We start from the raw sequence: 22,087 nt of genomic DNA, 5'->3' as shown, positions 1-22,087 counted from the left end.
CAACGGTCCGGCCTCCGCCGGGCCGTTGGAGCGTTGCGTTCCCTTTACACCGCGACGAACCCTCCGGCCGCGGGATCGTAGGTCTCCAGCCCGCCCTCGCCGATATGGGTCCAGAGGCCGTGCAGCGTCAGCAACCCGTCCTCGACCGCCTTGGTAACGAAGGGGAAGGTCAGCAGGTTCTCCAGCGATACCATGACAGAGGCCTTCTCCAGCGCCCGCATCCGGTCGGCCTCGTTGCCGGCGGCAAGACGCTCGTAGCCCGGACGCAGGATATCCATCCAGCGGCCGACGAAGCTTGTCTTTTCCTCAAGATGAGGCGCCCGGCCTTCGCACATCTGATAGCATCCCTCGACACCGCCGCAGCCCGAGTGGCCCAACACGATCAGATGTCCGACCCTGAGCGAGGTCACGGCGTATTCGATCGCCGCCGATGTGCCGTGGTGGTCGCCATCGGGCTCGTAGGGCGGGACGAGGTTGGCGATGTTGCGGTGGATGAAGAACTCGCCCTGGTCGGCACCAAAGATCGAGGTGACGTGAACGCGGCTGTCGCAACAGGAGATGACCATCGCCCGCGGCCTCTGGCCCTCTTCCGCCAGGCGCTTGTACCAGCCGCGGTTGTCGGCATAGGTCGTGGCCTTCCAGCCCTGATACCGCTTGACGAGAAAATCCGGCAGGGGTCGAACCGCATCCATCGCGTGTCCCTTCATGGCAAGGTCGCGACCGCAGGATTATGCTGAATTTGCCGGAAGTTCGAGGCATTTTTGGGCTTGGGCTTCATCGGTTGAAAACCGGTCCCGGCCTATGTCGGGGGCATGAATACGAACCTGCAAGATACCGGGCACACAGTGATCGCCCCCGACAGGCCCCCGCGGCTCATGCCGCGTGAACCTGTCAGCTTCGACACCACGCCCCTGGTCCGCCTCTTTGCCGAACTCGGCGAGATGGCGGCCGAGGACACCGTGTGCAACACGCTCGAACAGGTCAGCCTGCGACTGCACCGCCTCGAAAAGCGGTGTCACCGGCAGGAGTTCGACGCCATCCCCGACCTCGCGGCCGAGATTGCGCTGCTGGCGGACCGGATCGGGCTGGCGACGGTCTCTCGGGTGGCCGGCCACGTGGGCGATCGCGCCCGGGTGGGCGACCTAGCGGCCCTGGCCGCGACGGTCGGGCGCCTGTCCCGCGCGGTGGACCACTCCGTTGCCGGGATCTGGGATATCAGCGACGCCTGACGCTCCCGGCTTGCAGCCGAGTGCAAAGAGCCTAGTCTCTCCCCGACCTTCAACCGGAGAGATCATGCCCCCTCGTTTCGCCCCGCCCTCCGCCGACGCCTACCCGCTGTTCGTCACCACGCCGGAGACCCTTTCCGAGACCCTCGCCGCCCTGCCCGGTCCCGCCCGGACCTGGGCCGAGGCGCAGGGCTTTGCCGCCGGGGCGGTTGAGGTGCTGGCCCTGCCCGATGCGGCGGGGGGCGTCATGGGGGCGCTGGTCGGCCTCGGCGCCGCCGCGGCCCGTGATCGGACCCGGTTCTCCGTTGCCCGCGCGGCCTCGGCCCTGCCGGAAGGCGACTGGACCCTGACAGGCCCGCTCACGCCCGAAGCGACGGCCGAGGCCGCCCTTGGCTGGCTGCTGGAATGCTATCGGTTTGACCGCTACCGCAGCCAGCCCGCGGCAAAGGCCCGGCTGACCGCGCCCGACGGGATCGACGCGGCCCGGATCGAGGTCATCGCCGCCTCCGAATACCTGACCCGCGACCTGATCAACACGCCCGCCGCCGACATGGGCCCCGACGCGCTCGAGGCCGCCGCACGGGCGCTCGCCACCGAGATGGGCGCCGAGATCGCGGTCACGACCGGCGACGCTCTGCTCGAGGCAAATTTCCCGCTGATCCACGTGGTCGGGCGCGCGGCGGACCGGGCGCCCCGGCTGATCGACATGCGCTGGGGCAGCGACGGCCCCGCGCTGACGCTTGTGGGCAAGGGCGTGTGTTTCGACACCGGCGGGCTGAACCTCAAGCCCGGCGCCTCCATGGGGCTGATGAAGAAGGACATGGGCGGCGCGGCGAATGTCCTCGGTCTGGCCCGGATGCTGATGGCGAGCGGCGCCCCGATCCGCCTGCGCGTCCTGATCCCGGCCGTCGAGAACGCGGTCGCCGGCAATGCCTTCCGGCCCGGCGACATCCTGACCTCCCGCAAAGGGCTGACGGTCGAGGTCAACAACACCGACGCCGAGGGCCGGCTTGTCCTGGCCGATGCGCTCACCCTCGCGGACGAGAATCCGCCCGCGCTGGTGCTGTCCATGGCGACGCTCACCGGTGCCGCCCGCGTGGCCGTCGGGCCGGACCTCGCGCCGTTCTACGCGACGGCCGACAGCGACGCCCTCACCCTGGCCGCCGCGGCCGCCCGCGTGGCCGATCCGGTCTGGCGAATGCCCTTTCACGCGCCCTATGAGACGATGATAGAGCCCGGCATCGCGGATATCGACAACGCGCCCTCCGGCGGCATGGCGGGCTCGATCACCGCCGCGCTCTTCCTGCGGCGCTTCGTGACAGAGACCCCGCGCTACCTGCATTTCGACATCTACGGCTGGAACCCCACGCCCGCGCCCGCCCGGCCGAAGGGTGGCGCAGCCCAGGGCGGCCGCGCCCTCTTCGACGCCCTGCCCGAGATGCTGGGGCTCTGACATGGACCGCCGCGAACTCGCCGCCAATGGCCGCGTGGCGCTGCGGAGCCTGCGGGGGACGGTCGCCGCCGACCGCTTCACCGACGGCGAGGATCGCATGGTCGCGCACACCAGCACGGCGCTCTGCGACGCGCCGGACGGCGGCCGCGACCGCGATCTCCTGTTCGGAGAGACCTTCACCGTCCTCGAAGAGCGCGACGGCTGGGCCTTCGGACGCGCCCCGCGGGATGGCTACGTGGGCCATGCCCGGGCGGCGGCTCTCGCGGCGCCCATCGGGCCCGCGACCCATGTCGTGGCCAACCGCTTCACCTACGCCCTGACAGAGCCGCGCTTCAAACAGCAGCGCGGGCAGGTCCTGCTGTCCATCGGCTCTCCCGTCCGGGTTATCGGACAGGCCGGCCGCTGGTCCGAGATCGAGACACCGGCCGGATCGCTGTTCCTGCCGACCGGGCACCTGTCCCCGCTCGACACTCCCGAAAGCGACCCGGTGGCGGTGGCCGAGCGCCTGCTCGGCACACCCTATGTCTGGGGCGGCAACACCGGTCTCGGGATCGACTGCTCGGGCCTCGTGCAGACGGCGTGCCTGGCCTGCGGCATCCCCTGCCCGCGCGACAGCGACCAGCAGGCGGCGCAGCTGGGCACCGAACTCCCCGAGGACGCCGATGCGCGGCGCGGCAACCTCCTGTTCTGGAAGGGCCATGTCGGGTTCATCTCCGACCCCGAGACGCTGCTGCACGCCAACAGCTACCGGATGTCCACCACCTATGAACCCCTGCGCGACGCTCTGCCCCGCATCGCCGCCTCCGGAGACGGCCCCGTCACCGCACGCAAGCGCCTGACCACGATGTAAACCAAGGGACGGTGGGCGGGGCGATGCCGAAGGCGAGCGTCGTCCGCCGGCCTATTCGACCACGCGGATCAGCTTGCGCTCGAGCACCCTCAGGACCTGCCGCAGGTCGTTGCCACGCTTGAGCACCTGGCCCTCCATCCCGATCACCGCGTATTGCCCCTGCCGCGACCGCAGCTTGGGCCGCTTCTCGATCCGGTAGAGCGGAAATTCCGCCGTCCGGCGAAACACGGAAAACACCGCCACGTCGCGCAACAGGGAAATCCCGTAATCGCGCCACTCCCCCGCGGCGACCATCCGGCCGTAAAGCGACAGGATCAGCGACAACTCCGTCCGGTGAAAGCTCACCTTGTCATCGACGCCTTGAGGGAACGAAGCGGGGGGCTGCAATGTCATGCCTCAAGACTTGCGCCTTTGGCCCGGCAAATCAAGCCCGACACGCCCCCGTCGCGAAACAGCCGGAACAACTCCTTGCCGGGGCCATGGTTTCGCCATCGCGCAGCAATACCGTGATCCTGCGAACGAAGGCCCGGGGGATCGTCGTCTTGCCCCCACCCAGTGCGGTTCCCCGGGTTTTCGTCGTGCCTCCCGTAGCCGCGGTGCTCAGGCCCCCCGAAACCGGCCTTTGGGCGCGACGCTCAACCGCAACGGATACGCGCGATAATCCCGGTCTCGGCAATATCGAAATTGATGCGCTCGGGACGCAGGTCCATTGTGACCGCGTCGCCTGGCCGGATCACCCGGACCTGGCGCATGATCAGCACCCGTTCCAGCGCCGTCGCGTCGCGCCCTACAAGCGCGGCATGGGGCGCCGCGCCGCAGGTGTCGTCTGCCCCGACCGGCACTGACGGGCCGTTGGCCAGATCGCCCGAAAGGCCGCCGCACCCCGCAACCAACGCCGCACAAAACAGTGCGGCCGCCGCGCGGTGCGTCATCCGCAGTAGACCCTTCCGACCACACCCGTCGGGCTGACTTCGGCGTTCATGCGCGTGGGCACGAATTCCTCGGTCACCTCCTCGCCGGGACGGATGATCCGGAATGTCTCCGTCTCGGCAAGACCGATCGTATTCGCGGGCCGCCCGATCAGACCAAGGTAGGACCCCGCGAAACAGGGGTCGGACGGGTCGCCGACTTCGGGCGAGCGCGGTGTGAACGGCGGCGGCGGCGGAGGGGCGTCCTCTACGCCCGCTACGGGTGTCACATCCTCACAGGCAGCGAGGGCGAAACAGAGGATAAGTGCGCGTTTGATCATGGCAGCAACTAGAAACAATCCGCGGTTCCGTGCAAGCTTTCCCAAGGTTGATCTTTTGCCTTTCATCGCCCAGCGTTGCTCCAAAGACATGCCTCAAGGAGAACACCTATGCGCACCCGTGCCGCCGTGGCCACTCAGGCCGGAAAACCGCTCGAAGTGATGGAGGTCAATCTGGATGGCCCCCGCGCCGGCGAGGTGCTCGTTGAAATGAAGGCCACCGGCATCTGCCACACGGACGAATTCACCCTGTCAGGCGCCGATCCCGAAGGGCTGTTCCCCGCTATTCTGGGCCATGAGGGCGCGGGCGTCGTGGTCGAGATCGGCCCTGGCGTGACCTCGCTCAAACCCGGCGATCACGTGATTCCGCTCTACACGCCGGAGTGCCGGGAATGCGAATACTGCCTGAACCCCAAGACCAACCTCTGCCAGTCGATCCGCACCACCCAGGGCGCGGGCGTGATGCCCGACGGCACTTCGCGGTTCAGCACGCTCGATGGCGATCCGATCCTGCATTACATGGGCTGCTCGACGTTTTCGAACCACAGCGTGCTGCCCGAAATCGCGCTGGCCAAGGTGCGCGAGGACGCGCCCTTCGACAAGATCTGCTACATCGGCTGCGGCGTCACCACCGGGATCGGCGCCGTGATAAACACCGCCAAGGTCGAGATCGGCAGCCGCGCCATCGTCTTCGGCCTCGGCGGCATCGGGCTGAACGTCATCCAGGGCCTGCGGCTGGCAGGGGCGGACCAGATCGTCGGCGTCGACCTGAACCCCGACAAGAAGCCGATGGCCGAGCGGTTCGGCATGACCGATTTCGTCAACCCGTCCGAGGTCGAGGGCGACCTCGTGCCCTATCTCGTCAACCTGACCAAGGGCGGCGCGGATTACACGTTCGACGCCACCGGCAATGTCGGCGTGATGCGCACCGCGCTGGAAAGCGCCCACAAGGGCTGGGGCGAATCCATCATCATCGGCGTGGCGCCCGCGGGCGCCGAGATCTCGACCCGGCCGTTCCAGCTTGTCACCGGGCGCTCCTGGCGCGGCACCGCCTTTGGCGGGGCACGCGGTCGGACCGACGTGCCGAAGATCGTGGACTGGTACATGGACGGCAAGATCGAGATCGACCCGATGATCACCCACACCATGGGCCTCGACGACATCAACCAGGGCTTCGATCTCATGCACGAAGGCAAGTCGATCCGCTCCGTTGTGCTATACTAGGTTTTACGGACTCCGATGACGACAAGAGCACGAAAGGTAATAGTATGATGAAAACATTGGGAATAGTTGCGGCACTTCTGCTACCCGCAGGCATGGCAGCGGCCGAGGGCTGGACCATCTCGGACCTCGGCTCCGAGGCAGAGCGCGAGATCTGCATGAACAAGGCCGCAGCGACGTTTTCCAGCTTCGCGATGAAGCAGGGCATCGAAGAGGTCGTCGGCCAGTCGGAATGGACCGTGGCGGGCTATGACCTGCGCGGCAGCGGGATCGACTCGATCATCATCTGCCCGATCGAAGGCGGGCTCGTCGCCCCCTTCCTGCTGACCTATTCGTCCGACAATGACGCGGACGCCCGCCAGATCATCCACGACCGCGTCGTGGATGCGTGGAACTCGCAGTAAAGCCCGACACCGCGATGCGCCCCGGCCGGGTCAGGCCCGGGGCACATCATCCATGAGACGATCGATGATCCGCCGCACGATCGTGAGATCGTCGAACACATCATGCAGGACCTCGTCTATGCCGTGGATCGGCTGGCCGAGTTTCGCGACCTCAAGGAACGGCTCCTTGCGTTCCAGCGCGAGGAAGAAGTCCTCGCCGAAGAACGCGGCCAGCATCCCCTTCGCGCCCTTCTTGCCGCCTTCCGCCTCGCCGATGGCCACGAGGTTGTCGAGGAACCGCGGCGGCATGAAGCCCGGGACCACGTCCGGGTCCTCGGCATGAAGCTCGAACGCGGCCTCGAAATCGGGATGGCCGGTATCGACCTTGGGCATCTTGCGTCCCGACTTGCCCGCGAAGAGCCCCGCCAGCGCGTTGCCGACCATCCCGTGGTTGCGGGCAATCAGGATCTTGGTGGGCGCGGGCGCCGGTAGGGCGATGCGGAACAGCAGGCCGTCGAACACCGTCGTGGTGCTCTTCTGGTTGTCGTTGTTGCGGCTTTCGCGGGTCAGACGCGCCTCGACAAGCGTGTAGTCGATGCCGCGGTAGGTGCCCTCGATCCGATCCCGCAGCGTGCTGGAATCGTAGCTGCCGATCATGCCCAGCGTGCGCAGGGTCCCGACCGGAAAGCCGTCCTTGGCCATCCGGTCGTGGCGAACGTCGCCCAGAAAGTCGCAGACCGGCGGCATGACCGTCTCGGAGACGGCTCCGGTCCATTTCGCCGATTGCATGGAACGGGCGACCAGGGCCCCGATCACTCCGATCACGGCAACGATGATCGCCCCGACGAGGGCGCCCCCCGACGCCCCCCAAAGCGCGATGACACCGCCCGCCAACGCCAGCCCGACGATCAGCGAAATCAGGCTGTTGCGCCGCGCCCTGGACAGCAGCGCCTTGCGCTCCGCTTCCAGCCGGTCAATCTCCGGTGCGATCCGTTCGGCGAAGATCGGGGCGAAGCCCGCGTCGATCCCGCCTTTTTCGACAAATGCCATGGCCAAGCCCTCGAATGAAATTCCCTTGCGTAAGCTTTAGCTTTATGCCGCTGACCTGTCCAATTGCCTGTGCCCCGGCTCTCGCCACCGGCGGCCCGCGATAGTAGGCTGTCGCGAAACACCAACGGAGCCGTAACATGCCGGACGACCGCCCCCTTCTTGCCGTCCTCATCGACGCCGACAACACCTCGCCCAAGAACGCCACCGCGCTGTTCGAGGAGATCGCCAGCCTTGGCGAGGCCAGCGTGCGCCGCTGCTACGGCGATTTCTCGTCGCAGCAGATGGCGGGCTGGAACCGGGTTCAGGCCGAACACGGGATCGTGCCGCACCATTCGCCGGCCAACACCGTGGGCAAGAACTCCTCCGACATCTCGCTGGTGATCGACGCGATGGACATCCTGCACACCGGCCGGTTCGACGGCTTCGTTCTGGTCAGCTCGGACAGCGATTTCACCCGCCTCGCCAGCCGCATCCGGGAACAGGGGCTCGACGTCTACGGCATCGGCCAGAAAAAGACGCCGGACGCGTTCCGCAAGGCCTGCAAGCGGTTCATCTTCCTTGAAAACATCGGCGCCGCCGAGGTCGAGGAAAAGCCGACACCCGCCGGCGTCCCCGCCGCGGCCAAGGCCAAGCCTCCGGTCGAGGCCCGCGACATAATCCTGCGGGCGATGGATTCGATCGACCAGGAGGACGAATGGTATGCGCTCGGACCGCTGGGCCAGTATATCACCGCCGCCGATCCCGATTTCGACACACGGACCTACGGCCGCAAGAAACTGTCGGATCTGGTCAAGGACCTGAAGGTGTTCGAGACCAAGCGCGGCCCTGACAACCAGCTTCTGGTGCGCCGCCTGGACTAGGGCGGCCCCGCCTCAGGCGCCGTAGCGGGCGAGGAAGGTCTCGACGGCGCCATCCACGATCCGCTGCTTCTGGTCCTGCGCGAATGTCTTGTCGAGCGCGAAGATCAGCCGCGGAAACAGGTCGGCCTTGCACAATTCGTGGAACTGGTCGGCGGCCAGCGGCAGATCCTCGATCGCAAGCTCGCCACGGTCGATGGCGTCCTCGAAATAGGCGATCAGGCGGTTGCGGATCATCAGCGGGCCGCTTTCATAGAACTCTCGTCCCAGCTGCGGAAACCGTTCGCTTTCGGCCACGCAGAGGCGAAACACCCGCTGGCCGAAATCCGACGTGATGAAGTCGACCATGCGCCAGCCGAGGTCGGTCAGGACCTCCCGCACCGGCCGGGTCATGTCGATCGAGTGGACCGCCATGTCCGCCTGGCGGCAGCATTCGGTCTTGGCAACCTCCATGAACAGCAACCGCTTGTCCGGAAAATAGCTGTAGAGCGTCGCCTTCGACACCCCCGCCGCCTTGGCGATGTCGTCGACGCTGGCGCCATCGAACCCGTCGGACATGACGACATCCCGCGCCCCTTGAAGGACCTGGTCGAACTTGCGGCCCCGTTTGACTTCGGGCGTCGTTCCATCAGGCATCAGGGTCTCCTCTTGTCCCGGGGCTCAGGTATAAACCGGTCGGTTCACTTCGAACAAGCGCCGACGCTGCGGCGGCCGAATATCGCCCTCCGTCTGAACCGATCGGTTCACATTGTCGTATCTAGACATGATCTTTGGTCGTTCAAGACGTCCCCCGACAGGCCGCCCCAAGGGAACGGCGCGGAAATTCTCTGCCGACAGCGCGTTTTGGCCCCTTGCAGACTCCCGCCGTCCGTCTAATTTAGAAACATTCTAAAAAGGAGATCCCCAGATGATTCCCGGTTTCGCGACGCGCCGTCGTTTCAAGGATCTGACAGAGCAGGAGGTCCTGGCCCTGGCGATCTCCTCCGAAGAGGACGATGCCAGCATCTACCGGCTGTATGCAGAGAAGTTGCGGGAGGATTTTCCCGGCTCCGCCAAGGTGTTCGACGGCATGGCCGCAGAAGAGGACGAGCACCGCCAGCTGCTCATCGAGCTCCACACCAAGCGGTTCGGAACCGTCATCCCGCTGCTTCGGCGCGAGCATGTGTCGGGCTTCTATGCCCGCCGCCCGGTCTGGCTGGTGCAGAACCTCAGCCTCGAACGGATCCGCGAGGAGGCCGCCGCGATGGAGCGTGACGCTGGCGCGTTCTACCAGGCCGCCGCCAAGCGCACCACGGACGCGGACACGCGCAAGCTGCTGGGCACCCTCGCCGCCGCCGAATCGGGGCATATCGACACCGCCAACGCGCTCGAGAAGGAGCACCTGACCGACGAGGTCCGCGACGACGAGGAGAGTGCGGCCAAGCGCCAGTTCCTTCTGACCTATGTGCAGCCGGGCCTTGCCGGGCTCATGGACGGGTCGGTCTCTACCCTCGCGCCGATCTTCGCGACCGCCTTCGCGACGAACGACACCCATACGACCTTCCTCGTCGGTCTCGCCGCGTCGGTGGGCGCCGGCATCTCCATGGGCTTCACCGAGGCCGCGTCGGACGACGGGCAGCTGTCGGGCCGGGGCAGCCCGCTGAAACGGGGCCTTGCCGCCGGGATCATGACCACGATCGGCGGGCTGGGACACGCGCTGCCCTACCTCATCCCGCATTTCTGGACCGCCACGATCATCGCCTTCGTCGTGGTCTTCGTAGAGCTCTGGGCCATCGCGTGGATCCAGAACCGCTACATGGACACGCCGTTCCTGCGCGCCGCCTTCCAGGTGGTTCTGGGCGGGGCGCTGGTGTTTGGCGCGGGGGCGCTGATCGGCGCCGGATAGCTTGCCGGACACGGGCCGGGCGCGGATACTCGGCCCATGTTCCCGCCCCCGGTTCCTCCCAAGGCCGAACTGCCGCGACGGCCGCTGTCCCTGCCCGCGCTTATCGCGACGGCGCGGCAGGATTCCACGGCGATCTTTCCCGCCGCGCTGTTGCGCCAGTCGCATCTCGCCGGCCGGAGCCTCTGGCCCTGGCTCGCCCTCGCCAACCCCGTCGACGCCCGCGCGGTCCTGCTGGACCGGGCGCGGCATTATCCCCCCGCCAAGCCGGTGGAGCGGATGGTCCGCCCGCTTCTGGGCGAAAGCTTCTTTCTGAAGCGCGGAGAGGAAGGCGCCTGGCTGCGCCGCCGGATTCTGCCGCATTTCTCGACCCGCGCCTCTATCGGTCACGGGCCGCACCTGCGCCGGCTCGCGGCGGCGACGCCCTTGCCGCGCACACCGTTCGACGCGATGGGGCCGCTGCGCACCCTGACCCTGCGGGCGATCCTCGACATTTGCTGCGGCCCCGATCACGGGGTCGATGTTCCGCGCTTTGCCAGGGCGTTCGACGGGTATCTGTCGCGCATCGCCCGGCTCGGCCCGCTGGACATGGTCAACCTGCCGCCCCGGCTGACCGAGACCCTGGGCAGGCGCCCCGGCCCGCTGCCCGACCTGCGCGGCCAGATCGACAGCGTGGTGCACCGCAGAATGAAGGACGGCCCCCGTGACGACGTGCTCGGCACATTGATCGCTGCGCGCCATCCCCGGAACGGCAGGGCGCTTGGGCCCGAGGAAGTCCGCGACAACATCCTGCTGATGATCCTCGCGGGACACGAGACATCTGCCAGCACCCTCGGCTGGGCGCACTGGCTTCTGGCGACCCACCCGGAGATCCAGGATCGGGTCCGCGCCGAGGTTGCCGCCGCCCCTTCCGGGCCCGCCGACGTGCTGTCGGCCACGCCGTTGCTCGGTGCTGTCATCGACGAGACGCTGCGGCTCTATCCGCCGCTCTCCATGCTGGTGCGCCGGCCGTCGGGCCGCGACACGTTGGCCGGCTGTCCTGTCGGCCGGCACAGTTTCGTGCTGGTCTCGCTTTATGCGATGCACCGGTCAGAGTGCTACTGGCAAGATCCGGACGCCTTTCGCCCCGAGCGGTTCACCCCCGGGGTGGGCGCGGGGAACCCGGCCTTTCTGCCGTTCTCCATCGGCCCGCGGTCCTGTCCCGGCGCGACCCTGGCGCACTACGAGGCGCGGGTGATCCTGTCGGCGATCCTTTCTCGCGTCCGGCTCAGCCCCGCCGGGCCGCCGCCGGTGACTGGCGGGGCGCTGACGCTTCAACCCACGGGCGGGGTCTGGCTTACCGCAACCCCGCTGAGTCAGACGGCATAATCCTCGGGCTCCGGGGGATGGGTGAAGTCGGACCGGGCGTAGCCCTGAAGGAACAGCAGCGCGGTCAGGTCGCCGTGGTTGATGCGAAGCTCGCACTGGGCCTGGACAGCGGGCTTGGCATGCACCGCCACCCCCATCCCCGCGCGGCCAAGCATCCCGAGGTCATTGGCCCCGTCCCCGACCGCCAGAACCCCGGCCGTCGACAGCCCGAGCCGCGCGACGGTCCGGTCCAGCGCCTCGACCTTCGCCGCATGGCCAAGGATCGGGCGGCGCACCTCGCCGGTCAGCTTGCCGCCCTCGACCAGCAGGTCATTGGCCTGCGCCGCGTCAAAACCCAGCCGCTCGGCCACCGGCGCGGCGAAGGCGGTGAACCCGCCCGAGACCAGCAGCGCATGGGCCCCCGCCGCCTTCATCGTCGCCACCAGCGCCGCGCCCCCCGGCGCGTCGGTAATGCGCTCGGCCAGGACCGTGTCGATCACCGAGGCGTCCAGCCCCGCCAGAAGCCCCACACGTTCGATCAGGGCCCCTTCGAAATCCAGCTCTCCGTTCATCGCCCGGGCGGTGATCTCGGCGACCTGCGGCCCGACGCCCGCCGCATCGGCCAGTTCGTCGATGCATTCCTGCCCGATCATGGTGCTGTCCATATCCGCGATCAGCAGCTTCTTGCGGCGATGGCCGGTCGGCTGAACGCACAGGTCCACGCCCTCGGCCTGCAGGCTTTCCCACACCTGCGGCAGGTTCCCGGGCCGGACCATCAGCGGAAACTCCGCCGCCTCGTCGGGCGACAACCAGACGGCATCCCCGCCGCCCCAGGCGTTGCGCAAGGAATGGACCAGCTCGGGGTCGAGCGCGCCCGGTTTGGCGATCAGGGTCGCTGTCAGCATCGTCTGTCTTCCTCTTCTGTGCCGGCAAGGAATGCCGAGCCCTTCAGCAGCGACAACCGCGTCGCCCGGGCCTTGGCGATCCGGGTCAGGAACCCGGTATTGCGCGTCCGAAACCGCTCTGCAATCTCCGACGCCCGCGAGCCCGACAACTTGCGATGGGCCGAGGCGAAGCCCGCCGGCAGGTGCGCGGGCCGGCCGAGGGCCTCTCCGAAGGCCGCGGCGATCTCCTCCTCCGAGCTGCGTTGCAGCCGTTCATAACTCAGCAGATGTGCCGGCGGTTTGATCCGGCTCAAGGCGGCGTCAATTCGCGCCTCCATCCGGGCCAGTTGCGCCACCCGCAGGCGCAGGCCCGCCCCGTCGTCGGTCAGCCCGGCTTCGGCCGCGGCGATGTCGCCATCGGTCAGGGAGGTCGCATGATGCTGCCCGGTCTGGATCTGCCGCGTGATCGACACCGCCTGGGCGACGATGTCCTCCCGCAGCAGCACGAACAGATGCGTCGGCCGCAGAAGCTCCGAGAACCGTGTCGAGGTGCCGAAGACCCGCGCGATATGAGCAGGGGTGACCTCGCATCCGAAAACGCCGGCCTCCGCCCGCCACTTGCAGAGGATGTCCACATAATCCGGCAGATCCCGCGCGCCCAGCTTGCGGGCCATCTCGGGCAGAAAGGCGGTGTTGAACCCCTCGTCCGCCCGGCTCAGCCCCGCCACCGTGAGAATATCCGTGAGGCGCGAAGACCCGCTGCGCGGCGTGAACAGGATCGCAAAGCGCGTGTCGGGCGCGGGGCGGGCCCTGAGGCGCGCCGCCCGCGCAGCCGGGGCGCCGGTCGGATCAAGCCCGGCAAGCGGGCGCTGTGCGCGGTCCCGCAGGTCGGCCAGTGCAAGCTTTGCCGTGATCCACATCCTGTCCCCGCCACGCGTTCGACGCCGCCCATACAGCCGGCGCCGCGCCGTGTCACGCAGAGCCGCGGCGGTTTCCTATCGGAACCACGGGACGGGCATTTGCGTCGCGTCCGGCCTCCATCGCGCCGCATCCGCGCAATTTTGTCGTTGCACGCCGCTGCGGCACCCCCTATCTGCCGACGCGGGACACCCCTCCCCAACGAGGGGCGAATATCTGTGAGGATATCACATAATGGCACCGACCAAACCGGCAACGCGCCCGGACAATGCGCGTTTTTCCTCTGGCCCCTGCGCCAAACCCCCGACATTCACGCTTGATGCGCTGTCTGACGCGGCCCTCGGCCGGTCGCACCGCGCGGCCGTCGGCAAGGCCAAGCTGAAGGATGCGATCGAGCGCACCCGCGCCATCCTAGGCGTGCCCGCCGACTACCGCATCGGCATCGTTCCCGCCTCGGACACCGGCGCCGTCGAGATGGCGATGTGGTCCATGCTCGGCGCCCGCAAGGCGACCATGGTCGCCTGGGAAAGCTTCGGCGCGGGCTGGGTCACCGACGTGGTCAAGCAGCTCAAGATCGACGCCGAGGTCAAGACCGCTGACTATGGCGAGATCGTCGACTTCGCGCAGATCGACTTCGATACCGACGTGGTCTTCACCTGGAACGGCACGACCTCCGGCGTGCGCCTGCCCTCGGCCGAGGCGATCCCGGCGGACCGCGCGGGTCTGACCATCTGCGACGCCACTTCCGCCGCCTTCGCGCAGGACCTGGACTGGTCCAAGCTCGATGTGACCACCTTCTCCTGGCAGAAGGTGATGGGCGGCGAAGCGGCGCATGGCATGATCGTGCTGAGCCCCCGCGCGGTCGAGCGGCTGGAAAGCTACACCCCCGCCTGGCCGCTGCCGAAGATCTTTCGCATGACCAAGGGCGGCAAGCTGATCGAAGGCATCTTCGTCGGCGAGACGATCAACACGCCGTCGATGCTGGCGGTGGAGGATTACCACTTCGCGCTCGGCTGGGCCGAAGGGATCGGCGGACTCTCCGCCCTGATGGCGCGGGCAGACGCGAACGCACAGGCGATCTGGGACTTCTGCGACAGCCGCGACTGGATCGCGAACCTCGCGTCCGACCCGGCGACCCGCTCTAACACCTCGGTCTGCCTGAAGTTCACCGACCCGCGCATCGCCGACGGGGCGGCCTTCGCCAAGGCGGTCGCCAAGCGGCTGGAGGCCGAGGGCATCGCGCTGGACATAGGCGCCTACCGCGACGCGCCGGCCGGTCTGCGCATCTGGTGCGGCGCCACGGTGGAAACCTCGGACATCGCGGCGATGCTGCCCTGGCTCGACTGGGCCTTCCACGCCGAGATCGAAGCCCAAACGGAAGCTGCCTGAGCGCCCCAGAATATTCGCGAATATTCTGGGCCCCGGTGGCCACTGACCCAAATCATATTCAACGACAGGACCAAACCATGGCTCCCCGCGTTCTCATCTCCGACAAACTCTCCGAAGCCGCCGTCCAGATCTTCCGCGACCGCGGCATCGACGTCGATTTCCAGCCCGACCTCGGCAAGGACAAGGACAAGCTGCTCGAGGTCATCGGCCAATATGACGGCCTGGCCATCCGCTCGGCCACCAAAGCCACCGAGAAGGTCATCGCCGCGGCCACCAACCTCAAGGTGATCGGCCGGGCCGGGATCGGTGTCGACAATGTCGACATTCCCGCCGCGTCGAAAAAGGGCATCATCGTGATGAACACCCCTTTCGGCAACATGATCACCACGGCCGAGCACGCCGTCGCGATGATGTTCGCCGTCGCCCGCCAGATCCCCGAGGCCTCGGCCTCCACCCACGCCGGCAAGTGGGAAAAGTCGCGCTTCATGGGCGTCGAGTTGACCGGCAAGACCCTGGGCGTCATCGGCGCCGGCAACATCGGCTCCATTGTCTGCGCCCGTGCGCTAGGGCTCAAGATGAAGGTCGTCGCCTATGACCCCTTCCTGTCGGAAGAACGTGCCACCGAGATCGGCGTCGAGAAGGTGGAGCTCGAGGATCTGCTGAAGCGCGCCGATTTCATCACCCTCCACGTGCCCTTCACCGAGCACACCAGGAACATCCTGTCGCGTGAGAACCTCGGCAAGACCAAGAAGGGCGTGCGGATCATCAACTGCGCCCGCGGTGGCCTGGTGGACGAGGCCGCCCTCGCCGACATGCTGAAATCGGGCCACATCGCCGGCGCGGCCTTCGACGTCTTCGCCGAGGAACCGGCCAAGGACAACCCGCTCTTCAACCTGCCCAACGTGGTCTGCACCCCCCACCTCGGCGCGGCCACCACCGAGGCGCAGGAAAACGTCGCCCTGCAGGTGGCCGAGCAGATGTCGGACTACCTTCTGACCGGCGCCGTGCAGAACGCGCTGAACATGCCGTCGGTGACCGCAGAAGAGGCCAAGATCATGGGCCCCTGGATCAAGCTCTCGGGCCACCTGGGCAATTTCATCGGCCAGATGACGGACGAGCCGATCACCGCGATCAACATCCTGTTCGACGGCGAAGCGTCCGAGATGAACCTCTCGGCCCTGACCTCCTCGGTCGTGGCCGGCATCATGAAGGCGACCAGCCAGGACGTGAACATGGTCTCCGCCCCTGTCATCGCCAAGGAGCGCGGCATCCGGATCTCGACCACGAAGCAGGACCAGTCCGGCGCCTTCGAGGGCTACATCAAGGTCACCGTCGTGACCCCCAAGCGCGAACGCTCCATCGCCGGGACCGTGTTCTCTGACGGCAAGCCGCGCTTCATCCAGATCAAGGGGATCAACATAGATGCGGAGATCGGGGCGCATATGGTCTACACGACCAACAAGGACCAGCCCGGGATCATCGGCACGCTCGGCACCACCCTCGGCCGCAACGGCGTGAACATCGCGAACTTCACCCTGGGCCGGTCGGCCGCCACCGGCGAGGCCATCGCCCTGCTCTACATCGACGAGGCCCTGCCGGCCGAAGCGATCGAAGAACTCACCGGCACCGGGCTCTTCGGCCAGGTCAAGCCACTGAGCTTCGACATCTGACGATTTCGCGGGGCCCCACCGGCCCCGCGACCGCCGGCCGCGACGACCGGCCAACCAGGAGGCCCGATGCACTACGTCATAGGCGATATCCACGGCCAGGCGGCGGAACTCGACCGCGCCCTCGCGCTGATCGAGGCCGACGGCGGCCCGGACGCCCCCATCACCTTCCTCGGAGACTACACCGACCGCGGCCCCGACAGCCGCGGTGTGCTCCAGCGCCTGATCGAGGGCCGCGACGCTGGCCGGCCCTGGCGCTTCCTTCTGGGCAACCACGACCGCATGTTTCTGCGTTTCGTGACCCAGGCGGACCAGCACGACACCCATATCCTGTCGGGCAAGGGCTGGCTCCACCCCGCGCTGGGCGGGCCCATGACGCTGGCCTCCTACGGCATCGACGTGGGCGACACCACGCGCACGGTCTACGACATCTCGCTTGAGGCCCGCGCCAGAATCGACCCCGCGCACATGGCCTTCCTCCGCGACCTGCCGCTCTACATCGAGGAAGGGCCCAACCTCTTCGTCCATGCCGGCATCCGCCCCGGCGTGCCGCTGGCCGAGCAGACCGAAGAGGACCTGATCTGGATCCGCGAGGGCTTTCTCGATCACGAAGACCCCTTCCCCTGGACGATCGTCCACGGTCATACGGCGCTCGACGCGCCGGCGCATTTCGGCAACCGCATCGACCTCGACGGCGGCGCGGGCTACGGTCGGCCCCTGGTGCCGGCCGTCTTCGACGGGCAGGACTGGCACACCCTGTCGGACATCGGGCGCCACCTGCTCTGGCCCGAGATCTGATCTGACCCGCTTCATTGCCTTCGCATATCCCGGGGGGCCGCAGGCGGGGGCAGAGCCCCCTCCGCACTCGACCGTCACTCCCGGCGGATCACCCCGGTGATCGCCGCCGCCACAAGCGCCGCGATGACCCAGCCGACCCCCTTGGCAAACCAGCGGATCCACCAGCCGGCCCGCCCCCAGTCCGACCGCGAGGTCGACGGCGCCCAGGCCGCCTCCTGGCCCAGCGACACCAGCGGCACGACGAGATCGGCGGCATAGGCGAAGGCATTGAACGTCTCGTAATCCTGCCCCGCCTGCCCGGGCGCGGCCCAGAATGCGGCGGGATTGTCCGGGTGGCGTTCCGTCGCCACGACCCAGTCCCGCGAGACCAGGATTGGTGCCGCGTTCGGCGCCATATCCCCGACCTTCCACGTCCGGTCGAAGAACAGGCCCAGCGCCGCCACCAGCAGGACCGCGATCGCGATGCTGCGCCCGGGCCGGAACCCGTAACCGACCGTTACCCGCAGGAACAGGTCCCACAGCCCCGACAGACCCCAGGCAAGCGAATGCCCCTCGTCCAGCCGCAGCGCTTCGCGGTCGGCCGCCCGCAGGTGCCTCTCCTTGGCGACGAGGACGGTGCTCGCATCCTCCCGGTGGCCGATCCGCCGCAGCACCTCGGCCAGGTGTTCATAGGGTTGGGCGGTAAAGGGCGTGTCCTCCGGCCGCCGCTCCAGCCAGGCCAGCCGCGCCTTGACCCCGGTCTCCGCATGTCGCGAAAAATCGCCATAGCGGAACCCGTCGAGCCGGATCGGGTAATTCGCGCCGGGGCCGGACGGCTCGTCCTTCAGCCGCGCACAGGTGGCGCCGGCAAGGTTCACGATCCCCTGTCCGATCTGGTTGTCCTGGAAATAGAGGATGCCGCCGATCCGGGCGCGGCCCAGCGACAACGCCATGTTCGCCCCATGCTCTTCGGTGGCGCCGAAAAAGCCCGCCATCACGCCCTCGTTCAGCGACACGGCCGTGTTGGTGACAAAGACGTCATGCCCCACGATCGCACTGGCAAAGAACAGCGTGCCGCGGCTGACCAGCGTGGTGACCCCCTCGGCATAGGGGTAATTGCCCAGAAACAGCGAGCCGTCCACGTGCAGCGACGGGGCGAAGACGGCGTCCTGCCGCTCCCCCACGATCTCGACCCCGCACAATTGCAGATCCCCCGCGATCCGTGCGCCGGCCAGGCTGAACTCGCCCTCGCAAAGCGTGCCCTCGCGAAGATAGACGGAGCCGGAGAACCGCGCATTGTCCGCCGCCAGCCCGTGGATCCGCGAACCCGAGACGTGCAGCCCGCGCAGCTGGGCGTTCACAAGCGTCATCGCCTCGGTCATGTGGCAGTCGCGCAGCGTGATGTCGCGCGGGCAATCCGCCCCGTGCAGGTCCAGCGCCCCCTCGATCCAGGCCCCGCGCAGGCGCAGGCCGCGCCCGTCCAGCGGCGAATCCGCGGCCATCAGCAAGTGCCGCAGGAACCCGGCGCGCAGCCGCACCGCCTCCTCCGGCGCCTCGGGAATGGCGTCCCCCATCCGGGCCCGGCCGGTCTCGGCCAGCTCGGTCAGAAGCCGCCGTTCGCCCGCGCTCGCCGGCGTCTCGAAATCCTCGCTCATCGGCCAAGCGTTCCACGCAACCGGAACGACGGCAACCCTCGGCCTTTCCGTCATGCCCGCTGCGCGTTAGACGGGTCCATGGCCCTGACCTTCACCTCGCTCACCGATCTTCTGTCCCATGGCTACGACAGCCTGATCGACGTGCGATCGCCCGCGGAATACGCCGAGGATCACATCGCCGGCGCGGTCAACATGCCGGTCCTGTCCGACGAAGAGCGCGCGACCGTGGGCACGATCTATGTCCAGCAAAGCCCGTTCCTGGCCCGCAAGATCGGCGCGGCCATGATCTTTCGCAACGCCGCCGCCCATGTCGAGGGCCCGCTTGCGGTCAACGGCGGCGGCTGGCGGCCACTGGTCTATTGCTGGCGCGGCGGCCAGCGGTCGGGCAGCTTTTCCTATCTTCTAAAAGAGATCGGCTGGCGGTCGGACACGATCTCGGGCGGATATCAAAGCTATCGCCGCCTCGTGTACCAGGCCCTCTATGACGGCACGCTCAGCCAGCGGGTCGTGCTGCTCGACGGCTATACCGGCACCGCCAAGACCGACCTTCTGCCGCTGCTGGCCGCCCGCGGCGTGCAGGTGATCGACCTCGAGGGGCTGGCCAACCACCGCGGCTCCTTGCTGGGCAGCCGGCCCGGCGGGCAGCCACCGCAAAAGGCGTTCGAAAGTGCGCTCGCGGGCCAGCTGCAGGCGCTCGACCCCGACCGCCCCCTGGTGCTGGAAGCCGAGAGCAGCAAGATCGGCAACCTGCTGATTCCACCCGCCCTGTGGAAACTGATGAAAGCCGCGCCCCGGATCGAGGTCACAGCTCCGCTGGCCGCCCGCGCCGACTATCTCGTCGCCGCCTACGAGGATCTCTGGACCGATCCCGCCCGGCTGAAGAAGAAGCTGGTGGCGCTGGTCGGAACGCGCGGGCGCGAGACGGTGAACGGCTGGATCGCGAAGCTGGAACAGCAGGACATGACCGGCCTCGCCGCGGCCCTGATGGCACAGCACTACGACCCGTCCTATGCCAAGTCCCGCCGCAGCATCGGCGCCGAGACGGTGGCGCAGATACACGCCGAAAGCCTCGACCCGCCGGGGCTGGAGACGACGGCCGACGCGCTCGCCCGGGCCCTGGCCGCGCTTTAGATCAGCGTGACCTGCGCCGGGCCGGCGACGATCCGCCCGATTTCCGCCGCCTCGAACCCCGCGCTGCGCAGCGCCGCCACCGCCGCCGGGCCATCCGCCACAGCCGCCAGCAGCCCGCCGCAGGTCTGGGGGTCGAACAGCAGGTCCGCCCGCGGCCCCTCGGGCAGGCCGGGCACGCCCGCCCGGTTGTCGTCGTAGATCGTCGAGCGCACGCCGCGCTCGGCCAGCGTCAGCGCCCCGTCCAGCACCGGCACGGCGTCCGGCCAAAGCTCGGCTCCGACACCCGAGGCCGCGCACAGGCCCGAAAGGTGCCCGGCGAGGCCAAAGCCCGTGACATCCGTCATCGCATGGGCCCCGGCCAGCGCCCGCGCCGCCGCCCCCTGGGGCTGGATCATCGACGCGAGCGCCGCCTCCACCCATGCCCCCTTGGCCAGGCCCCGCATCTCGGCGGCCAGAATGACGCCGGACCCGATCGGTTTGGTCAGCACCAGCGCATCGCCCGGCCGTGCCCCTGCCAGCGTGATCGGCGCGTCCGACGCAAGACCCGTGACGGTGAAACCCAATGTCAGCTCCGCCCCCATGCTGGTGTGGCCGCCGACGATCTCGGCCCCCTCGGCGCCAAAGACGGATTCGGCTGCGGCCATGATCTCGGACAATGTCCGCGCCTGCAGCGTCGCCGACATGCGCGGCAGGATCAGCGTCGCCAGCGCCGCCTGCGGCTGGGCGCCCATGGACCAGATATCGCCGAGCGCGTGAACCGCCGCGATCCGGCTCATCATCTCGGGGTCCTCTGTCACCGCCCTGAGGTGGTCGACGGTGATCACCTGCCGTGCGCCGCCGATGCGCAGGACCGCCGCGTCGTCGCCCGGCCGGCATTCGACATCGGCGCGGCGGTGGGGCAGCGCGGCAAGCGCCGCGCCCAGCGTCCCGCGCCCGACCTTCGCACCGCAGCCGCCGCACATGGGCGCGTCACCGATGGCATCGCGCACCCCCTTGGCCACATCCTTCGGCACCTCCGCCGACATCTGCGGAAGCTGCGCGACCTTCGCCATGAAGCGTCGGTCGATCCAGTCCTTCCACCGCCAAAGCAGCGGGCCGGAGAGCGCCCGGCCGTTCCGCTCGGCCAGGGCCAACTTGCCGCCCAGAGAGATAAGCTTGAGGTAATCCCGCTGCGGCCGCCACCGGCGCATCGGCCCACCCCCGAGCGCGGCCCGCAGGTTGTGATGCAGGATCGGCGCCGCGCGGACGGCGAAGACACCGGCCTTGGGGCGCGGCGCGTGGCCGAGATGGGCGCAATCGCCGACCGCGAAGATGGCGGCGTCAGAGCTCTGCAGCGTCGCGCCCACGGTGATGAACCCGTCCCGCAGTGCGAGACCGGATCCGGCGAGCCAGCCATGGGGCCGCGCCCCCGCCGCGCCGACCACGAAATCCGCGTCGATCCGCTCTCTGTCGGCAAGAAGGACACCCTCTGCGGTGATCCCGGCGACATCCGCCCGCTCGACCGGCTCGACCCCGGTGGCCCTCAGCGCGGCAAGCAGCCGGGCGCGGGGCTGCGGCGCGAAGCTGCCCAGGACCTGCCCCCTGTCGATCAGCCGGACCCGCGCGTCGCGGCCACGGGTGGCATGGGCCATCGCCATGGCAAGTTCGGCCCCTGCGACGCCACCGCCGATCACCGCGATCCGCGGGGTTTCCACCCCGGCGAGATAAGACGCCCAGCGCGTGGCAAAGGGCCCCAGCGGCTTGGCCGGCACAGCGTGTTCGGCAAATCCGGGCATTTCGAACATATCGGATGTGATTCCGATATCAACAGAGCACACATCATAGGCAATCGGGGCACGCCCTTCGATCTGCACTTCACGCGCGGCGACATCAATCCCCGTGGCCGCCCCGAAGATCAGGCGGGCCCCGGCGAACCGCGCAAGCGTCACAAGTTCCAGATCCAGCTCCTCGCGGGTGTAGTGCCCCGCGACGAAGCCGGGAAGCATTCCCGAATAAGCCGCCGTCGGCCCCGGATTGACCAGCGTCACCCGCACGCCCGGCAGCGGCCGCATACCCCAGGAACGCAGCAGCAGCGCGTGGGTGTGCCCGCCACCGATCAGCACCAGGTCGCGGGTCAGGGGGATGCTCTGTTCCATGGGCGGCAAGCTACAC

The 22,087-nt window shown here is 68.2% G+C and carries 22 protein-coding genes; 12 read left to right on the top strand and 10 right to left on the bottom strand.

The features are described 5' to 3' along the window. Nucleotides 1-44: 44 nt before the first annotated feature. Nucleotides 45-692, bottom strand: a complete 648-nt coding sequence (locus ROA7023_RS06070; RefSeq protein WP_085878119.1) for a carbonic anhydrase — start codon at nt 690-692, stop codon at nt 45-47. Nucleotides 693-875: 183 nt separating this feature from the next. Between ROA7023_RS06070 and ROA7023_RS06065 the strand changes: the two genes are divergently transcribed. From ROA7023_RS06065 to ROA7023_RS06055, 3 genes are all read left to right on the top strand, one after another. Then, on the top strand, nt 876-1,229 hold the full coding sequence (locus ROA7023_RS06065; RefSeq protein WP_085878118.1) for a hypothetical protein: 354 nt from the start codon (nt 876-878) through the stop codon (nt 1,227-1,229). A 64-nt stretch (nt 1,230-1,293) separates the two neighbouring features. Beyond that, nucleotides 1,294-2,679: a leucyl aminopeptidase family protein gene (locus tag ROA7023_RS06060; protein ID WP_085878117.1), complete on the top strand. Its 1,386-nt coding sequence runs from the start codon at nt 1,294-1,296 to the stop codon at nt 2,677-2,679. A 1-nt stretch (nt 2,680) separates the two neighbouring features. Further along, nucleotides 2,681-3,529 carry a C40 family peptidase gene (locus ROA7023_RS06055; RefSeq protein ID WP_085878116.1) on the top strand — a complete coding sequence of 283 codons (849 nt, stop codon included), beginning with the start codon at nt 2,681-2,683 and terminating at the stop codon, nt 3,527-3,529. A gap of 51 nt (nt 3,530-3,580) precedes the next feature. Here the strand turns inward: ROA7023_RS06055 and ROA7023_RS06050 are convergent, their stop codons facing one another. The 3 genes from ROA7023_RS06050 to ROA7023_RS06040 form a co-directional block, all read right to left on the bottom strand. Further along, nucleotides 3,581-3,922: a DUF2794 domain-containing protein gene (locus ROA7023_RS06050; protein ID WP_085878115.1), complete on the bottom strand. Its 342-nt coding sequence runs from the start codon at nt 3,920-3,922 to the stop codon at nt 3,581-3,583. A 242-nt stretch (nt 3,923-4,164) separates the two neighbouring features. Further along, nucleotides 4,165-4,461: an I78 family peptidase inhibitor gene (locus ROA7023_RS06045; protein ID WP_085878114.1), complete on the bottom strand. Its 297-nt coding sequence runs from the start codon at nt 4,459-4,461 to the stop codon at nt 4,165-4,167. Continuing rightward, the gene (locus tag ROA7023_RS06040) at nt 4,458-4,778 is read right to left on the bottom strand and encodes an I78 family peptidase inhibitor (protein ID WP_159458449.1); all 321 of its coding nucleotides are present in this window, start codon (nt 4,776-4,778) and stop codon (nt 4,458-4,460) included. The genes ROA7023_RS06045 and ROA7023_RS06040 overlap by 4 nt, the downstream gene beginning before the upstream one ends. A gap of 108 nt (nt 4,779-4,886) precedes the next feature. On the opposite strand from ROA7023_RS06040, the gene ROA7023_RS06035 reads away from it, so the two are divergent. Both ROA7023_RS06035 and ROA7023_RS06030 read left to right on the top strand, forming a co-directional pair. Continuing rightward, on the top strand, nt 4,887-5,999 hold the full coding sequence (locus tag ROA7023_RS06035) for an S-(hydroxymethyl)glutathione dehydrogenase/class III alcohol dehydrogenase (protein ID WP_085878112.1): 1,113 nt from the start codon (nt 4,887-4,889) through the stop codon (nt 5,997-5,999). Between the two features lie 44 nt (nt 6,000-6,043). Next, on the top strand, nt 6,044-6,400 hold the full coding sequence (locus tag ROA7023_RS06030; protein WP_159458448.1) for a hypothetical protein: 357 nt from the start codon (nt 6,044-6,046) through the stop codon (nt 6,398-6,400). Between the two features lie 30 nt (nt 6,401-6,430). Here ROA7023_RS06030 and ROA7023_RS06025 read toward each other — a convergent pair whose 3' ends face one another. Next, nucleotides 6,431-7,429 (bottom strand): DUF3137 domain-containing protein, encoded by a 999-nt coding sequence (locus ROA7023_RS06025; protein ID WP_085878110.1) that lies wholly within the window; start codon nt 7,427-7,429, stop codon nt 6,431-6,433. A gap of 137 nt (nt 7,430-7,566) precedes the next feature. On the opposite strand from ROA7023_RS06025, the gene ROA7023_RS06020 reads away from it, so the two are divergent. Further along, nucleotides 7,567-8,289 carry an NYN domain-containing protein gene (locus tag ROA7023_RS06020; protein ID WP_085878109.1) on the top strand — a complete coding sequence of 241 codons (723 nt, stop codon included), beginning with the start codon at nt 7,567-7,569 and terminating at the stop codon, nt 8,287-8,289. 12 nt (nt 8,290-8,301) lie between these two features. On the opposite strand, the gene ROA7023_RS06015 is transcribed toward ROA7023_RS06020, so the two are convergent. Then, nucleotides 8,302-8,922, bottom strand: a complete 621-nt coding sequence (locus ROA7023_RS06015; RefSeq protein ID WP_085878108.1) for a TetR/AcrR family transcriptional regulator — start codon at nt 8,920-8,922, stop codon at nt 8,302-8,304. 271 nt (nt 8,923-9,193) lie between these two features. Between ROA7023_RS06015 and mbfA the strand changes: the two genes are divergently transcribed. Both mbfA and ROA7023_RS06005 read left to right on the top strand, forming a co-directional pair. After that, the gene (gene mbfA, locus ROA7023_RS06010; RefSeq protein WP_085878107.1) at nt 9,194-10,171 is read left to right on the top strand and encodes an iron exporter MbfA; all 978 of its coding nucleotides are present in this window, start codon (nt 9,194-9,196) and stop codon (nt 10,169-10,171) included. Between the two features lie 36 nt (nt 10,172-10,207). Beyond that, entirely contained in the window at nt 10,208-11,536 is a 1,329-nt protein-coding gene (locus ROA7023_RS06005) for a cytochrome P450 (protein WP_085878106.1), read from the top strand. On the opposite strand, the gene serB is transcribed toward ROA7023_RS06005, so the two are convergent. Both serB and ROA7023_RS05995 read right to left on the bottom strand, forming a co-directional pair. Next, entirely contained in the window at nt 11,524-12,420 is an 897-nt protein-coding gene (gene serB / locus ROA7023_RS06000) for a phosphoserine phosphatase SerB (RefSeq protein ID WP_085878105.1), read from the bottom strand. The two genes, ROA7023_RS06005 and serB, sit on opposite strands and share 13 nt — an antisense overlap. Beyond that, nucleotides 12,414-13,319, bottom strand: a complete 906-nt coding sequence (locus ROA7023_RS05995; RefSeq protein WP_085878104.1) for a Stf0 family sulfotransferase — start codon at nt 13,317-13,319, stop codon at nt 12,414-12,416. The genes serB and ROA7023_RS05995 overlap by 7 nt, the downstream gene beginning before the upstream one ends. A gap of 232 nt (nt 13,320-13,551) precedes the next feature. Between ROA7023_RS05995 and ROA7023_RS05990 the strand changes: the two genes are divergently transcribed. The 3 genes from ROA7023_RS05990 (at nt 13,552) to ROA7023_RS05980 (ending at nt 17,171) form a co-directional block, all read left to right on the top strand. Continuing rightward, nucleotides 13,552-14,706, top strand: a complete 1,155-nt coding sequence (locus tag ROA7023_RS05990) for a phosphoserine transaminase (RefSeq protein ID WP_085878103.1) — start codon at nt 13,552-13,554, stop codon at nt 14,704-14,706. A gap of 77 nt (nt 14,707-14,783) precedes the next feature. After that, nucleotides 14,784-16,376 (top strand): phosphoglycerate dehydrogenase, encoded by a 1,593-nt coding sequence (serA, locus tag ROA7023_RS05985; protein ID WP_085878102.1) that lies wholly within the window; start codon nt 14,784-14,786, stop codon nt 16,374-16,376. A 66-nt stretch (nt 16,377-16,442) separates the two neighbouring features. Beyond that, complete coding sequence (locus ROA7023_RS05980; protein WP_085878101.1) at nt 16,443-17,171, top strand: metallophosphoesterase; 729 nt, start codon at nt 16,443-16,445, stop codon at nt 17,169-17,171. Between the two features lie 74 nt (nt 17,172-17,245). Here the strand turns inward: ROA7023_RS05980 and ROA7023_RS05975 are convergent, their stop codons facing one another. Next, nucleotides 17,246-18,805, bottom strand: coding sequence for a hypothetical protein (locus ROA7023_RS05975; protein ID WP_085878100.1), 1,560 nt, complete (start codon nt 18,803-18,805; stop codon nt 17,246-17,248). Nucleotides 18,806-18,883: 78 nt separating this feature from the next. Between ROA7023_RS05975 and mnmH the strand changes: the two genes are divergently transcribed. After that, entirely contained in the window at nt 18,884-19,936 is a 1,053-nt protein-coding gene (gene mnmH / locus ROA7023_RS05970; RefSeq protein ID WP_085878099.1) for a tRNA 2-selenouridine(34) synthase MnmH, read from the top strand. On the opposite strand, the gene selD is transcribed toward mnmH, so the two are convergent. Next, on the bottom strand, nt 19,933-22,071 hold the full coding sequence (gene selD, locus ROA7023_RS05965; protein ID WP_085878098.1) for a selenide, water dikinase SelD: 2,139 nt from the start codon (nt 22,069-22,071) through the stop codon (nt 19,933-19,935). The genes mnmH and selD overlap by 4 nt on opposite strands. Nucleotides 22,072-22,087 lie beyond the last annotated feature (16 nt).

The sequence above is a fragment of the Roseisalinus antarcticus genome, assembly GCF_900172355.1.
In the GTDB taxonomy this organism is placed as follows: Bacteria; Pseudomonadota; Alphaproteobacteria; order Rhodobacterales; family Rhodobacteraceae; genus Oceanicola; species Oceanicola antarcticus_A.
The sequence above is the reverse complement of the archived record's forward strand: the minus strand, read 5'-3'. Positions and strand labels throughout refer to the sequence as shown.

Excerpts from the sequence above, each read along its gene's own strand:
- ROA7023_RS06070 (WP_085878119.1), bottom strand. The coding sequence starts at position 692 with ATGGATGCGGTTCGACCCCTGCCGGATTTTCTCGTCAAGCGGTATCAG.
- ROA7023_RS06065 (WP_085878118.1), top strand. The coding sequence starts at position 876 with ATGCCGCGTGAACCTGTCAGCTTCGACACCACGCCCCTGGTCCGCCTC.
- ROA7023_RS06060 (WP_085878117.1), top strand. The coding sequence starts at position 1,294 with ATGCCCCCTCGTTTCGCCCCGCCCTCCGCCGACGCCTACCCGCTGTTC.
- ROA7023_RS06055 (WP_085878116.1), top strand. The coding sequence starts at position 2,681 with ATGGACCGCCGCGAACTCGCCGCCAATGGCCGCGTGGCGCTGCGGAGC.
- ROA7023_RS06050 (WP_085878115.1), bottom strand. The coding sequence starts at position 3,922 with ATGACATTGCAGCCCCCCGCTTCGTTCCCTCAAGGCGTCGATGACAAG.
- ROA7023_RS06045 (WP_085878114.1), bottom strand. The coding sequence starts at position 4,461 with ATGACGCACCGCGCGGCGGCCGCACTGTTTTGTGCGGCGTTGGTTGCG.
- ROA7023_RS06040 (WP_159458449.1), bottom strand. The coding sequence starts at position 4,778 with ATGATCAAACGCGCACTTATCCTCTGTTTCGCCCTCGCTGCCTGTGAG.
- ROA7023_RS06035 (WP_085878112.1), top strand. The coding sequence starts at position 4,887 with ATGCGCACCCGTGCCGCCGTGGCCACTCAGGCCGGAAAACCGCTCGAA.
- ROA7023_RS06030 (WP_159458448.1), top strand. The coding sequence starts at position 6,044 with ATGATGAAAACATTGGGAATAGTTGCGGCACTTCTGCTACCCGCAGGC.
- ROA7023_RS06025 (WP_085878110.1), bottom strand. The coding sequence starts at position 7,429 with ATGGCATTTGTCGAAAAAGGCGGGATCGACGCGGGCTTCGCCCCGATC.
- ROA7023_RS06020 (WP_085878109.1), top strand. The coding sequence starts at position 7,567 with ATGCCGGACGACCGCCCCCTTCTTGCCGTCCTCATCGACGCCGACAAC.
- ROA7023_RS06015 (WP_085878108.1), bottom strand. The coding sequence starts at position 8,922 with ATGCCTGATGGAACGACGCCCGAAGTCAAACGGGGCCGCAAGTTCGAC.
- mbfA (WP_085878107.1), top strand. The coding sequence starts at position 9,194 with ATGATTCCCGGTTTCGCGACGCGCCGTCGTTTCAAGGATCTGACAGAG.
- ROA7023_RS06005 (WP_085878106.1), top strand. The coding sequence starts at position 10,208 with ATGTTCCCGCCCCCGGTTCCTCCCAAGGCCGAACTGCCGCGACGGCCG.
- serB (WP_085878105.1), bottom strand. The coding sequence starts at position 12,420 with ATGCTGACAGCGACCCTGATCGCCAAACCGGGCGCGCTCGACCCCGAG.
- ROA7023_RS05995 (WP_085878104.1), bottom strand. The coding sequence starts at position 13,319 with ATGTGGATCACGGCAAAGCTTGCACTGGCCGACCTGCGGGACCGCGCA.
- ROA7023_RS05990 (WP_085878103.1), top strand. The coding sequence starts at position 13,552 with ATGGCACCGACCAAACCGGCAACGCGCCCGGACAATGCGCGTTTTTCC.
- serA (WP_085878102.1), top strand. The coding sequence starts at position 14,784 with ATGGCTCCCCGCGTTCTCATCTCCGACAAACTCTCCGAAGCCGCCGTC.
- ROA7023_RS05980 (WP_085878101.1), top strand. The coding sequence starts at position 16,443 with ATGCACTACGTCATAGGCGATATCCACGGCCAGGCGGCGGAACTCGAC.
- ROA7023_RS05975 (WP_085878100.1), bottom strand. The coding sequence starts at position 18,805 with ATGAGCGAGGATTTCGAGACGCCGGCGAGCGCGGGCGAACGGCGGCTT.
- mnmH (WP_085878099.1), top strand. The coding sequence starts at position 18,884 with ATGGCCCTGACCTTCACCTCGCTCACCGATCTTCTGTCCCATGGCTAC.
- selD (WP_085878098.1), bottom strand. The coding sequence starts at position 22,071 with ATGGAACAGAGCATCCCCCTGACCCGCGACCTGGTGCTGATCGGTGGC.